The organism is Aestuariivita sp. (assembly GCF_021404545.1).
In the GTDB taxonomy this organism is placed as follows: Bacteria; Pseudomonadota; Alphaproteobacteria; order Rhodobacterales; family Rhodobacteraceae; genus Aestuariivita.
Map to the genome: position 1 here is coordinate 1 of NZ_JAAWWD010000045.1, position 13,247 is coordinate 13,247.

A 13,247-nucleotide genomic window follows, 5' to 3' on the forward strand; every position below is an offset into this window, starting at 1 on the left:
TCGTACTACGTCTCCGTGTGCTTCGCTCCTCTATTTTGTCGGCAGCTGCCGGGTTTTATTAGGACCATGCGTTCTGCTTTGTTAGACCTGTGAACCGCGCCGGGTTTGCCGGAGGCTGATTGATCTTAGTTACGCGGCCATGTTTGCTCTTTCCAGGGCCGCGTAGACGTTTGCCTCGGCTTTTGCTGGCGGGATGTTTCCGATGGGTTCCAGCAGTCGGCGGTTGTTGAACCAGTCGACCCATTCCAATGTGGCGCCTTCCAGGGCGTCAAAGCTGCGCCATGGTCCATGACGATGAATGACCTCTGCCTTGAACAGTCCGTTGATCGTCTCGGCCAGAGCGGTGTCGTAACCGTCCCCCACGCTGCCAACGGACGGTTCGATCCCTGCTTTGGCCAGGCGCTCGGTGTAGCGAATGGACAGATAGTGCGATCCGCGGTCGGACTGGTGGGTCAGGCCGGAACCGGGTCGGCGTTGATGCACGGCCTGTTCCAGAGCGTCGAGGACAAACCCGGCGGCTGACGCGCCAGCCAACGATGCGGCGCGCAAAGACATCGATGACGGAGGCCACATACACAAAACCCTGCCAGGTTGTGACATATGTGAAATCGCTGACCCAAAGTATGTTTGGTACAGGCGCGTGGAATTGGCGGTTCATCTTGTCCAGCGGGCATGGCCGGGACTTGTCCGGGATCGTTGTCTTTGGCTTTTTGCCGCGCACAACCATGGCCCGGCAGGCGATTTGCAAGGCAAATCTGCCGAGAGGGGCCTTCAAGGCCCAAATCCTTCATCATCCGTGCGACAGTGCATCTGGCCACATCGAAACCTGCCCGCCGCATCTGGTGCCAAACCTTGCGAACGCCATAGACGCTGAGGTTCTGCTCAAAGACACGCTCGATCTCGGGCTTCAGTTCTTCGTCACGCTTGGCGCGATCCGAGAGGCGCGAAGGGTCAGCGCGCTTTGCCAAATGACCATAGAACGTGCCCTCTCGGCAGAATTGCTGCGCAATTCGCCTGCCGGGTAATAGATGGGGCAATCGGCAAAACACCCTTCTCGTGCATTGCTGCGCAATACCCTGTCAGGCAGTGGGACAGATTGGCTCGCCCCCATGATCACCCCGGTGATCTTCCCCTCTCATCGAAACTGCGTTTCGACTGCCGGGCAGTGTATGAACCGGATCATCGTTTGAAGCGGCCGTCGAGCTCCGTCCCGCTGCGCGGCAGTCGCCGCTTGCGGCGATGAGAGCGGGGTCAAAATATGCGGACGCTTTGCGCAGGATCTCATTGGCCTGCTTCAACTCGCGCACTTCGCGTGCCAGGGCCTTCAGCTTCTCGGCTTGTTCGGTGGTGATGCCGCCGCGCTCACGCCGATCCACTTCGACCTTCTTGACCCCTTCCTTTAGCGTCTGCGCCGCGCAGACAATATTCGATGAAATCGATACAATCGCCCCTCTCGGCAGATTGCTTCGCAATCGCCTGCCGGGCAGTGGACCAACGGCTCTCATGCGGCCCCACGCCATCCAATACCATCCGCACAGCACGTTCGGGCACTTCTGGTGAATACTTGTTCGTTGTCTGTGTCATGATGCTCCATCTTGCTCATGAGTTGGAGCCACCGGCAAACAAGGGGCGGTTCCGTCATGACAACGCCGTCGCACAGAGCGTCTTCAACCTGCTTAAACGTGAACCCATTCGCCGCCTCACCTACAAAACCCATGAGCAAGCCAGGCAGGACATCTTCGACCACATCGAAATGGTCTATAATCCGAAACGCAAACATGTCAGAAACGCTATGCTGTCGCCTGCCGACTTCGAGCACAGGCAGCGTAATCTGAACCAAGAAGGTATCTAGGAAACTAGGGATAATTCAGAGCGCCCGCTCCAGCCCTACCGGTGCCCTTGGTTGCTATCTGCTCAATAGATGTAACGGATTTGGTCGGTCCAGTAACGCTCCACCCGCTTCAGCGCGCTTGTGATGTCTTCGATACCAGCGATGTCCAACACACCTTTATCCTCCAGACCCGTGGCATGTCGGGAAAAAAGGGTCTCGACCACTTCGCGGATTTCCCGACCCTTTTCGGTCAGGCGGACCCGAACCGACCGGCGGTCAATCTCGCAGCGCTGGTGGTGCATATAGCCCATTTCGACCAGCTTCTTCAGGTTGTAGCTGACATTGCTGCCTTGATAATAGCCGCGGCTCTTCAACTCGCCCGCGGTGACCTCGTTATCCCCGATATTGAACAACAACAGTGCCTGTACCGCGTTGATCTCCAAAACACCGACACGTTCAAACTCGTCCTTGATCACGTCCAGCAACAGCCTGTGCAATCGCTCAACCAACGCCAGGGACTCCAGATAACTCGCCATGAAATCGCGTTGAATAGCCAATCCGGGCTGCGCGCTCATTTTCATTAGGCTCTCCGACTTTTTCTGCTCCCCGGGCAGAATGATCAAAAAAACCGAATATAAGGTTAAGCGGATTTATTTTTATTTTTGAAAGGTTTGCGCGATATCAGCGACCAAATGGCCATATTCCTCGGGCACATCTGCCTGCCCTGTCACCCATTGATAAAGATCCTGGTCGTTTTCCTGCAAAAGCCGGTCGTAAAGGGCAAGCTCCGCCTCATCCATCCCATCAAGCATGCGTTCGGCATAAGCCGACAGAATAAGGTCCATCTCTTTGATCCCGCGACGCATCGAGCGCATCTTCAGGCGTTTGATCTGCGCCTCTGGCGTCTCACTCATTCCGCAACGTCTCCGGCAAGCTTGGCCAGACGCGCCTCCAACGCACCCGCCCGGCTCTCGGCCGCGGCCAGTTCGGCCCGCAGATTGCGCAGATCGGACAGCACTCCCTTGAGGTCGGGGACACCCGCCGCATCGCCAGGCGGCGCCACATCGCCCTCGCCCTCTCCGGTCAGGAGCCAGATGATCGAGACATTCAAGACCCCCGCCATCATCGACAGCTTGTTGGCACGTGGTTCGGATCGATCCTCCTCCCAGGACACCACCGTGTCCTTTCGCACCCCCAGCTTGCGGGCGAGTTCTGGCTGGCTGATCCTGGCGGCCTCCCGTGCCCCGGCCACGCGATCCCCAAAGGTGGCTGTATCGGGTCCATACCAATCGGTTGCGCTGTCGGGCATCGGATGTCTCTCCAGGGAATGGTGATGTCGCTTGAACGGGTGTGATGGGCACCCTATGACATGTGCTGGGAACATACAAATCCGGGGACGACATGACCTTTCTCTCTGCGACACTGGATCGGGTGAAGCCGTCACCGACAATCGCCGTCACCAACAAGGCGCGCGAGCTCAAGGCCCAAGGGCGCGACGTGATCGGCCTGGGCGCCGGAGAGCCGGATTTCGACACGCCCCAGAACATAAAGGATGCGGCCGTCGCAGCGATCGCGGCAGGCCGGACGAAATACACTGCCGTCGATGGCATCCCAGAGCTGAAAGAGGCGATCTGCGCCAAGTTCAAGCGCGATAACGGCCTGGATTATGTCCCATCTCAGGTGAGCGTCGGTACGGGCGGCAAACAAATCCTCTACAATGCGTTGATGGCAACGCTGAACCCTGGCGACGAGGTGGTGATCCCCGCACCCTATTGGGTCAGCTATCCCGATATGGTCAAACTGGCCGGAGGGGAGCCGGTGATCGCCGAGGCATCATTGGAGAACGCCTTCAAACTCACGCCAACCGAACTCGAAGCGGCAATCACTCCGCGCACCAAATGGCTGATTTTCAACTCACCCTCCAATCCCACCGGCGCCGGATACTCCCGCGATACGCTCAAAGAACTGACAGATGTTCTGATGCGCCACCCCCATGTCTGGGTGATGACAGATGACATGTATGAACATCTGGCCTATGATGGGTTCACATTCTGCACCCCGGTCGAGGTCGAGCCTGCGCTCTATGGCCGCACGCTGACAGTCAACGGCGTCTCCAAGGCCTATGCGATGACCGGCTGGCGGATCGGCTATGCGGCAGGCCCCGAGGGTCTGATCGCCGCCATGCGCAAGATACAGTCGCAATCGACATCCAACCCCTGTTCGATCAGCCAATGGGCAGCGGTCGAGGCGCTGAACGGGCCACAGGAATTTCTGGCCGCCAATAACGAGGTCTTCAAAAGGCGCCGCGATCTGGTGATCGACGCGCTTTCCCAGATCGACGGGGTCACATGCCCGGTGCCGGAAGGGGCCTTCTACGTCTACCCCTCGATCAAAGGGCTACTCGGCAAGACGACGCCCGCAGGCACGGTGATTGACAATGACGAGGTCTTTGCGACCGCTCTCCTGGAAGAGGCGGAAGTCGCAGTGGTCTTCGGCGCGGCCTTTGGCCTGTCGCCCAATTTCCGGATCAGCTATGCAACCTCGGATGCGGCCTTGACCGAGGCCTGCCGCAGGATCCAGAATTTCTGCGCGGCACTGAGTTAGAAGATGTCAGGCGATCTCCCAGACTATTTCTTTCGGGTCCGCGAAAACGGCGCGATGGTGTTCCGTGTCGATAACGGAAACCGTCAGCGGCGCATAGAGATGGACCAAATCGCAGTCGTCAATATCCGCAATGGCGAGATTAGGCCGCATGGCGACCGCACGCTTTCAGATCGGGATCTAGATAGGATCAAGGCCTGGATGCAAGAGCGGATCGAGCTTCTGGCCCATCGCGATATCGATGATATCCTGCGGGCGATCGATTACATGAACCAAACCGCGCAGTGGGTACAATCCAGGGCAACAGACGAGCAGCTTGATGCTGTCACAGACGATCTTCTGCTGGCCATGCACGATCTGCGATCGGTCCTGGTCCGCAAGAAAGCCGATCGGCTGATGAAGGCCAAGGGGGCCGATTGACCCGCTCACATTCCGATTGCGTTTTGCGAGGCTCTGCCTCGCGCTCCGGGAATATTTAGAGCCAGAAGAAGCAAAAGGTGCTGTTCTGGGCTTCTTCTGGCTCTAAATATTCTCGGGGGAGCGCGCAGCGCGGGGGCAGAGCCCCATAAGCCTTACGCCAGCTGACCCGCGTCAAGGGTTGAGATGGATGTCCCCCAAAACCGGATCATCAGCAGGACACCCGCGCAGGCAAGTCCCAGGACCAGACCCAACCAGATCCCGATGCCCTCCAGCCCCATTGGAAATCCCAGGATGTAACTGGCCGGGATACCCACGACCCAATAACTCAGCGCTGCGATCACCATCGGTTTGCCGGTATCCTGCATCCCGCGCAACAGACCCAGCGCGATGACCTGCGCGCCATCGACCAGTTGAAAGAGCGCCGCCATCGCCAGCAGACCGACACCAATGGCGATGATCTCGGCCCGAGCCGGGTCATCGGGTTCCACAAAGACCGAGATGAGCGGCTCGGGCAGGCTCAGAAACACCGTCACCGTCAGCAACGCCGCCACCAGCGACAGCCCGATCACCGAGAGCGCGCCGCGCGACATGTGCAACCGGTCGCGCAGTGCATAGGCTTGGCTGGCGCGGATCGTGGCTGCGTTGGCGAGGCCCAGATGCAGCATGAACGTCGCACTGGCCAGTTGCACCGCGACCCCGTGTGCTGCGAGTTCAATCGTGCCCAGCCAGCCCATCATCAACGCCGAGGCGGCAAAGAGGCTCACCTCGCTCAGTAGCGTCAGCCCGATGGGCAGACCCAGCCAGAACACCTTGCGGAACATCTCCCAATCCGGCCGCCAGAGCCGCTGGAAGAGCGCATGTTGCGGCAGCACCAGCACCGCGTAGATCATCATGCCGCCCATCGCCACGATCTGGGTGATGACCGATGCAATGGCGGCCCCGCCCAGCCCCAGCTCGGGCGCACCCCAATTGCCAAAGATCAGCGCGTAGTTGAAGATGCCATTCACGATAGCCGCCAGAACGGTCATCCAGAGCACCGCCTGGGTCTTGGCCAGCGCGGCGAGATAGGATTTCAGAACCATCATCACGAGGGCCGGAAAAATACCCCAGCCCGCAATGCGCAAGTACTCTGCGGCATCTGACGCGACCGAGGTCTGCTGACCCAGCATCAGAAGAATCGGTTCGGACCACCACAAGAGGGGGATCGTTACCGCTGCAAAAAGCACCGACAGCCACAGACCCATCCGCGTGGCGCGGCGCAGGTTCGTTTGATCGCCTTCCGCCTCGAACGCGGCGACCATCGGCATCACTGCCCAGGCAAAGCCCGATCCCATCAGGAAGAGGACAAAGAAATAGGTTCCCGCAAGTGTCACGGCGGCCAGTGCCTCCACCCCGTACCAGCCCAACATGACGGTGTCGGTAAGCCCGATCGCAAACTGTGCCAAATGCCCGCCAACCAGCGGCAGGCCCAGCATCAGAACGGCGCGCATATGCGCAGTATATGTCATCGACGCGGCACTCATGGCCCCAGCCGTAGGCCGATTGCCGTTTCCCCGCAAGAGGTCAGATGAGCGAGACCGTCAGTTGCAAAGCCACCATGGCGATCACGAGACCCGCCATCACTTCGAGCACCGCCGTTGCGCGCAGCGCGCCGGTTCCCTGCCAGCGCGCCAAGGCGCCCTCGCGCAGCGTCACGGCCGCCAGCGCAACACCTATCGTCACGCAGGCCGTGCCCAGCGCCATCGCAAACGCGCCCAATATACCCGCCACCGGGATACCCATCTGCCAGGTCAGGATCAGAACGAAAATCGCCCCTGTACATGGCCGAACCGCAACGGCGCCGATCACAACCAGCGCGTCACGCAACGAGCGGACAGAGGCCGCCTCCTCGACCGTGGGGCCATGCTTGTGCCCGCAGCCTTCGCAGGTACCATCGGGGCCCTGCACATGGACATGATCGGTGGTCTGGCGGGCACGCCAAAACCGGCGCGCTCCGCGCATTGCAAGCCACGCGCCAACTGCCGCGATCAGGGCAAAGGAGAGCGGGGCCAACACCTCTTCGGCGGCACCCACCAGTTGCTCACGCCCCCAGTCCAGAAGACCGAGCGCGGCATAGACCAGCGCCACCGCCGTGACCGCTTGCGCAAGCGACGAGGCAAGCGCCAATACCGACAGGCGCAGAACCGGAACACGCCGCGCCACGCCGTACCCGCCAATCACCAGCTTGCCATGACCAGGCCCCGCCGCGTGAAAGAGGCCATAGGCAAAGCACAAGCCAAGAAGGCTCGCAATTGCGCCCGGCTCGCCCCCCCGCAGCGCACGCAGGGCCGCGGCCATTGCAGATTGCGCGTCTCGCTGGCCTGCAGCGGCCATCCGGGCGACCTGATCTGATCCGCCAAAGCCCCAAAGCCAAACCGCCAGGCCGACAATGCCCGCCGACGCGGTCCAGATCAGCCATCGCATCGGATCACCACCGTGTCAGCGAATGCCGCGCCCACTTCGGGGAAGCTTTCCTCGGCGTCCGCCGCGGGCATGGCATAGAGCATCTCTTCGACCAGGGTGTAGGCGGCGTCGAGATCGGCAGGGGTGACTTCGGCCCGGCACCCCTCTCCTGCGGTGACGCCACGCGTCAGATCATAAGCGGTATAGAAAGTCGGATCATAGGCGCGCAGGATCAGCCCATCGGCCTCGGTGGGGTTCACCAACGGGCGGTAATGGGTCGAGACGATCCGCGCGTCCTCGACTGTTACGCCGCGCCCTTCCGGGGCGCCCAGCGCAATCGGAACGCCAGCGGCTTCGAGATGAAGATCCCCTTCAAAGCCTTCGACCCAGTTCAAATCAAACCCATTGAGAAAGCCCAGCTCGGCCGAGTTCAGCCGGCCGTCATAGTCGTTATCGAGACCCATATCCTCGAATGTGAGCATCGAATAGAGCGCGTCATAGGCCCAGCTGACCTCGACGCCGGCCAGTTGGCCCTGGTCATCCAATACCAGCTTGATCCCGGTATCGACAAAGACATGAGGGTGGGCCGCACCCGCCACCGGCCACAGCATCAGACAGGTCAGACCCGCCATTGATCCGGTTCGCGCACGCCCCCACATGCCCCGAATGTAGAAACCTCGCCGCCCCGCGACAAGAGCGTCGGCCTATCGCCGCCGATCCTGCTGAACTCCAGTGCCGATCCATAGGGCGCCGCCGCATCTGGGGCGGGTCTGGCATCGGCTCGACCTTGGCACACCATAAACATCGTGCGAGCGATACCGACCCTCTAGGAGCGCAACGATGACATCAGGACCGGGTGAGCGTTGTCGATCACATGATGGGCCTGGCCCACAATCAGCGGGTCGGGCTCTCCTACCACGCCGGTGTCTTTGTCTGGATAAGGCAGCGACGCCAGAAAATGGCGCATCGAGTTCAGGCGCGCGCGCTTCTTGTCATTGGATTTCACCACCGTCCAGGGCGCATCGGCAGTGTCGGTGTAAAAGAACATCGCCTCCTTGGCCTCGGTGTATTCCTCCCATTTATCCAGGCTGGCCATATCGATCGGCGACAGTTTCCATCGCTTGAGCGGGTCCGTTTCGCGAGCGGCGAAGCGGCGTTTCTGTTCAGCCTGCGTGACCGAGAACCAGTATTTGTAAAGCCGGATGCCCGACCGGGTGAGCATGCGTTCAAAGTCCGGCGTCTGGCGCATGAACTCCAGATATTCCGTCGGCGCGCAAAAGGACATCACACGCTCGACCCCGGCACGATTGTACCAACTGCGATCATAGAGAACCATCTCGCCGGATGTCGGCAGATGCTCGACATAGCGCTGGAAGTACCACTGGCCGCGCTCCTCATCCGTGGGCTTGTTCAGCGCCACAACCCGCGCGGTTCGGGGGTTGAGATGTTCGGTAAACCGTTTGATCGTGCCGCCCTTGCCGGCCGCATCGCGCCCTTCAAAAAGCAGAACGAATTTCTGCCCTGTCTCCTGCGCCCAAAGCTGCACTTTCAGCAACTCGGCCTGAAGCTTGGCCTTTTCCGCCTCATACTGGCGGCGCCCCATTTTGCGACGATAGGGGTATCGACCGCTTTCAAAAGCGCGCCGTACCTGCTCAGGTGTCGGTGCTGTGCCGTTGGGGGATGGCTTGGCGGCGGTGGTTTGTGGTCCGCTACTCATCTGGCTCTCCTTGCTGGGTGAGTGTCGCCTGACAGATTTATGTTAAATAGTCCTTGATCCGTATCAAACCGTCCGCAGGGAGTCGGCTTGCAAACCGACGTGCGGCAGGCCACGGTCCCGCCATGCGCGAGATTTGGCACAATACCTCTCATGGTCCCGTCTTTGCCCGTCACTGGGGCGCGGCGGATGCACCCGTATTACTGATGTTGCACGGCTTTCCCGAGTTTGGCGGCGCGTGGGAGGCGCTGGCCCTTCGGCTTGCCGACCGATTTCACTGCATCGCCCCCGATCAACGCGGCTATGGGCGCACGGGTGGGCCGGATGATGTGCGGGCCTACACTGCGTCGGCCCTGACCCGGGACATGGCCGAACTGGTGACCGGGCTGGGCAGTGGCCCCGTCACCGTTCTGGGCCATGACTGGGGGGCGGCGGTGGCTTATGGGCTGGCCATGTGGCACGCGCCGCTGGTGGCACGGCTGATCATCGCCAACGGAGTGCATCCCGTGCCTTTTCAACGCGCCCTGGCGGCGGGCGGCGCGCAAGCAGAGGCCTCGCAATACATCCTCTGGCTGCGCCAGGACGGGTCGGAGGACGCCCTGGCGGAAAACGATTTTGCCAAGCTGAAACAGCTATTTTCGGCACATATGGATATGAGCTGGCTCACCGGAGACACGTTGGAGGCGTATCACACCGAATGGGCGCGCCCGGGCCGGATGAAGACGATGGTGCATTGGTATCGCGCCTCACCGCTGATTGTGGCCGAACCGGGTGTGCCGCACACCGACCTGCCCGACTTCCCGCTAGACCGGTTGCAGGTCAGGCAGCCACATCTGCTGATCTGGGGTGAGAACGACACTGCCCTTTTGCCGGAGGCGACCGACGGGCTTGAGGATTTTGCGCCGGATCTGACACGCGTGACATTGGCCGGCGCCGATCATTGGCTGGCGCATCAGAAACCGGATCGCCTGGCGCAGATCATTGCGGAATGGTGTGCTGACCGTAGGGTGGGGAATACCTGACTATCGCCAGAGCGGCGACAGGTCGAGACTGAGGGCATTTAGGAAAGGGATTTCCAATGCCCCGTTTTGCAATTGCCATTTGTACGCTGGCCATCGCACTGGCCATATTTGCCGCGGTCTGAGCCGCTGTTGCGAGCGATAGCCCGCTTACGGCCACACCCTGGCGCTCCAGTGTCGCGGGTACGACCGTAGGCGGGTCGACCCTCTTGAAACGCAAATTCTCCAGGACCGCGTCGGCGTGACAGTGAGGCCTGAGGGGCGGTCTTCCTGGATGCTTTGCCCGCAGCACTCGGCAAGTCTCTCGCGCGGCCACAGGCCCGTCTGATTCGTCACGGCATCAGCCGGACCCGTCCCCCCACCAAGAAAGGGAGCGGATCACGCGTATTCGGTCACCTCGCCCGCCACATTGTCGATCACCATGAACATGTCGAAATAGCGGATCCGCGGCTCCACGCCGGTCCGCTCCCGAAAGCGCGCCACCCAGGCCGCGTCATGGGCCACCTCTGCCGCTGCGCGGCTGGGCCAGACATAGACGCCCATCACCGTTGGCCCATCGGTAATGAAATGCTTGCGGATCAGGTCAGGGTTCGCCCGCCAGTGATCCACCGTGCCGCGCGCATCGTCCAATAGATCGGCATCCGTGAACCCGTTGGGCCGGTCGAATTCCACAAGTTCCATGATCATTGGTGCGCTCCTATTCCTTGATCACCACGCGGGTGTCCTCTTTGCCGACTTCCAGCAGCCGCTCAAACAGCACTTCGGCGTTCTCTGGCGCGAGACGGATGCACCCCGCAGAGGCCGGTTCGCCCAGCCGATCCACCTGTGTTGTGCCATGGATAGCGTAATTGCCGGAAAAGAAGATCGAATGCGGCATCGGCGCCCCGTCATAGAGGGTCGAGAAATGGCGCCGTTTCAGCAGATACGGAGTATAGACCCCGACCGGCGTGCATTTGCCCGATCGCGCGGTCGACACGGGCCACTTAAAAAGCGGACCTTGCGTGTCGCGCACGATCATCTGTTGCTCCGACAAATCGACCTCGATCCACAGCGATTGCGCCGCCGCTGTCGCGGCCCATACCGTCAAAGCTATGCTCACAACCCATCTCACGCCGGTCCCGCCTCCGCTTACACCAGACACAGTCTAGCGCCCAATCCGGCACGCAGGAAAGGGGATGTCGGCCATTGCCCATGGCCCGACCCTGCGCCTAACCTGTGCGCATGACGTTTGTCGCAGAAAACCAGCTCTTGTTACTGATGGCCTTCTTTTTCGGAGGATGCATCGGCACCGCGTTCATCTATCGCCACCCTGCGGGCAGTCGCGCGTGGAAACTCGCCGATCTGTTGTGGGTCGTGCTGGGCGGGTTCGGTGCGATTGCCGCGGTCGTCGCCGGAGTCTACACGTCCGACAGCTCACGCCTGAACCGGCAGATCGATGTCGCCTATGCCGCAACGGCCGCCTTTGACCGCGACGCGGCCCGGTTCCGCCTGCGGTATTGCGAGAACGGCACCGGCCCCGCAACCGCCACGTTGTGCGACCGTGCCGAGTTCCTGTCCGCCTCGACCGCCAGCAATGCCGAGTTGCCGCTCTTTATCTCGATAACCGAGGCAGCGGCCCCGCTCAAGGGCCTGAACTTTGTCCTTGGCCCGCGTGAGACCGGCCTGGATCTGGCCAAGATGCGCGATGAGGCCGACGCCTTTGACCCAGGACAGTTCCTGGCCTTCACCGCGCTGGACGACGTAACACAGGCTGCAATCGAGACCCTGCGCCGGACACGGCCCGATGTCGCTGCGGACTATCAAGTGCTGGCCACCTCTTATGAGGCGCTGATCGGCCAGGTCGCGCGGATCAAGGATGAATGGGAGTTTCTTCAGTCCAATGCCGGGATCTTGCTGTTGCAGATCGCGGCCCTGTGCATGGTGGCCTTTGCCGCCCCCTTTCGTCTGGGCAAGTCACTGGCCGATATGCGCGAACGCTTGCCAGCAGGCCGTCGCTGAGGCAGGCTCGGGCCATGACACCACAAGACATTCAAACGCTGCTCGATGAGAATTTCGCCCCTTGGATCAAGGCGTTGAAAATCGAGGTTCTCGAAACGACACCCGATGCCACCACCTTCCGCATGCCGCTGGGCGATCATATCGCGCGGGTGGGCGGGATTGTTTGCGGCCAGGCGCTGGCCTCGCTCGCCGATACCGCGATGGTGCTGGCGGCCATCGCCAAAGCCGGTGAGCTGAAGCTCTATGCCACCACCAATCTCGATACCCAGTTCCTGCGCCCCGGCGCAGGCGACGCTGTGCTGTGCCGCGCGACGGTGGTGCGGGCGGGCAAGGCACTGGTCTTTACCCACGCGGAGATGACCGAGCAGGAGAGCGGCAAGCCTATCGCCACGGCGACCGCGACGCTTTATGCACCCTGATCCGCCGCGTTATGCGACTAGGGACAACGAAGTCTTGCTTTTGCGGCCCACCCCGGGCCCAATCGGACCATGAGAGCACGCGGACCCCTTCTGATACCCCTGATCTTGATCGTGGCCCTGATCGCAGGCTGTGGGCGGCCTTTAACCACGACCGAACGGGCATTCGCCCAAAAAATCCACGGACCCGCAGTCGATCTGGACAGGGTGCGTCTGGTCAGGGGCGCGCTGGTCGGGTCGGTGAGTTTTCGCAGGCCAGCTCGCCCGCGCGTGACCTGCCGCGAACGAATCCTGCCGCCGCCACGCACCGAGATCATCACCACTCGGCCAGCGGCGGTCGTGCTGTTCAACCGGATCCATTTCACCAATGACTGGTATCTGGATGATTACATGCCGCGGTATCCTGATCGGCTCCACCTGATCGAAGCGATGCTGCTGGCCCATGAAATGACCCATGTCTGGCAATGGCAAAACCGCGCGGTCACCGGCTATCATCCGCTGCGCGCCGCCGCCGAGCATCGCACAAGCGCCGATCCCTATCTGTTCGACCCTTCGGTCGAGCATGCGTTTCTCAGTTACGGGTTCGAGCAACAGGGCGCGATCGTTGAGGAATATGTCTGTTGCCGCGCCCTGGCCCCGGACGCCGCGCGCACCGAACGGTTGCACAAGATGCTGAGCGCGGCCTTTCCGGTCAGCCGTTTGCCGCAAAGCCGCGCTCATGACGTGGTGCTGCCCTGGAAAGACGCGGAACTGGAGGGGATCTGCAACTGAGGCAGGGGCAGATCCACGCACCGTCTGCCGGATGT

The 13,247-nt window shown here is 61.2% G+C and carries 16 protein-coding genes and 2 pseudogenes; 7 read left to right on the top strand and 11 right to left on the bottom strand.

The window, feature by feature from the left end:
* Positions 1-129: 129 nt before the first annotated feature.
* Positions 130-980, bottom strand: a pseudogene (locus tag HEP69_RS15725) (IS3 family transposase); the annotation flags it as partial.
* A gap of 99 nt (positions 981-1,079) precedes the next feature.
* Complete coding sequence (locus HEP69_RS15730) at positions 1,080-1,505, bottom strand: hypothetical protein (protein WP_290559476.1); 426 nt, start codon at positions 1,503-1,505, stop codon at positions 1,080-1,082.
* Between the two features lie 134 nt (positions 1,506-1,639).
* Between HEP69_RS15730 and HEP69_RS15735 the strand changes: the two are divergent.
* Positions 1,640-1,852 (top strand): annotated as a pseudogene (locus tag HEP69_RS15735) (IS3 family transposase); the annotation flags it as partial.
* A gap of 62 nt (positions 1,853-1,914) precedes the next feature.
* Here HEP69_RS15735 and HEP69_RS15740 read toward each other — a convergent pair.
* From HEP69_RS15740 to HEP69_RS15750, 3 genes are all read right to left on the bottom strand, one after another.
* Positions 1,915-2,412 carry a winged helix DNA-binding protein gene (locus HEP69_RS15740; RefSeq protein WP_290559477.1) on the bottom strand — a complete coding sequence of 166 codons (498 nt, stop codon included), beginning with the start codon at positions 2,410-2,412 and terminating at the stop codon, positions 1,915-1,917.
* A 75-nt stretch (positions 2,413-2,487) separates the two neighbouring features.
* Complete coding sequence (locus tag HEP69_RS15745) at positions 2,488-2,745, bottom strand: succinate dehydrogenase assembly factor 2 (RefSeq protein ID WP_290559478.1); 258 nt, start codon at positions 2,743-2,745, stop codon at positions 2,488-2,490.
* A complete protein-coding gene (locus HEP69_RS15750) occupies positions 2,742-3,140 on the bottom strand; it encodes a helix-turn-helix transcriptional regulator (protein WP_290559479.1) in 399 nt (132 codons plus the stop codon). The genes HEP69_RS15745 and HEP69_RS15750 overlap by 4 nt, the downstream gene beginning before the upstream one ends.
* A 92-nt stretch (positions 3,141-3,232) precedes the next feature.
* Here HEP69_RS15750 and HEP69_RS15755 point away from each other — a divergent pair, with 92 nt between their 5' ends.
* The gene (locus HEP69_RS15755) at positions 3,233-4,435 is read left to right on the top strand and encodes a pyridoxal phosphate-dependent aminotransferase (RefSeq protein ID WP_290559480.1); all 1,203 of its coding nucleotides are present in this window, start codon (positions 3,233-3,235) and stop codon (positions 4,433-4,435) included.
* A gap of 3 nt (positions 4,436-4,438) precedes the next feature.
* A complete protein-coding gene (locus tag HEP69_RS15760) occupies positions 4,439-4,852 on the top strand; it encodes a hypothetical protein (protein ID WP_290559481.1) in 414 nt (137 codons plus the stop codon).
* A gap of 152 nt (positions 4,853-5,004) precedes the next feature.
* Here the strand turns inward: HEP69_RS15760 and HEP69_RS15765 are convergent, their stop codons facing one another.
* From HEP69_RS15765 to ppk2, 4 genes are all read right to left on the bottom strand, one after another.
* On the bottom strand, positions 5,005-6,360 hold the full coding sequence (locus HEP69_RS15765) for an MATE family efflux transporter (RefSeq protein ID WP_290559482.1): 1,356 nt from the start codon (positions 6,358-6,360) through the stop codon (positions 5,005-5,007).
* Between the two features lie 55 nt (positions 6,361-6,415).
* Positions 6,416-7,315, bottom strand: coding sequence for a hypothetical protein (locus HEP69_RS15770; RefSeq protein WP_290559483.1), 900 nt, complete (start codon positions 7,313-7,315; stop codon positions 6,416-6,418).
* A complete protein-coding gene (locus HEP69_RS15775) occupies positions 7,303-7,926 on the bottom strand; it encodes a DUF1007 family protein (protein WP_290559484.1) in 624 nt (207 codons plus the stop codon). The genes HEP69_RS15770 and HEP69_RS15775 overlap by 13 nt, the downstream gene beginning before the upstream one ends.
* Positions 7,927-8,120: 194 nt before the next feature.
* Positions 8,121-9,011 (bottom strand): polyphosphate kinase 2, encoded by an 891-nt coding sequence (gene ppk2, locus HEP69_RS15780; protein WP_290559485.1) that lies wholly within the window; start codon positions 9,009-9,011, stop codon positions 8,121-8,123.
* Between the two features lie 122 nt (positions 9,012-9,133).
* Between ppk2 and HEP69_RS15785 the strand changes: the two genes are divergently transcribed.
* Positions 9,134-10,030, top strand: coding sequence for an alpha/beta hydrolase (locus tag HEP69_RS15785; RefSeq protein ID WP_290559486.1), 897 nt, complete (start codon positions 9,134-9,136; stop codon positions 10,028-10,030).
* A gap of 375 nt (positions 10,031-10,405) precedes the next feature.
* On the opposite strand, the gene HEP69_RS15790 is transcribed toward HEP69_RS15785, so the two are convergent.
* A complete protein-coding gene (locus HEP69_RS15790) occupies positions 10,406-10,714 on the bottom strand; it encodes a hypothetical protein (protein WP_290559487.1) in 309 nt (102 codons plus the stop codon).
* 10 nt (positions 10,715-10,724) lie between these two features.
* Positions 10,725-11,126 (bottom strand): L,D-transpeptidase, encoded by a 402-nt coding sequence (locus HEP69_RS15795; RefSeq protein ID WP_290559488.1) that lies wholly within the window; start codon positions 11,124-11,126, stop codon positions 10,725-10,727.
* Positions 11,127-11,248: 122 nt separating this feature from the next.
* On the opposite strand from HEP69_RS15795, the gene HEP69_RS15800 reads away from it, so the two are divergent.
* From HEP69_RS15800 to HEP69_RS15810, 3 genes are all read left to right on the top strand, one after another.
* On the top strand, positions 11,249-12,025 hold the full coding sequence (locus HEP69_RS15800) for a hypothetical protein (RefSeq protein ID WP_290559489.1): 777 nt from the start codon (positions 11,249-11,251) through the stop codon (positions 12,023-12,025).
* A 14-nt stretch (positions 12,026-12,039) separates the two neighbouring features.
* Positions 12,040-12,444, top strand: coding sequence for a PaaI family thioesterase (locus HEP69_RS15805; RefSeq protein ID WP_290559490.1), 405 nt, complete (start codon positions 12,040-12,042; stop codon positions 12,442-12,444).
* Between the two features lie 69 nt (positions 12,445-12,513).
* Entirely contained in the window at positions 12,514-13,212 is a 699-nt protein-coding gene (locus tag HEP69_RS15810) for a hypothetical protein (protein ID WP_290559491.1), read from the top strand.
* The last annotated feature ends 35 nt before the right edge of the window (positions 13,213-13,247 follow it).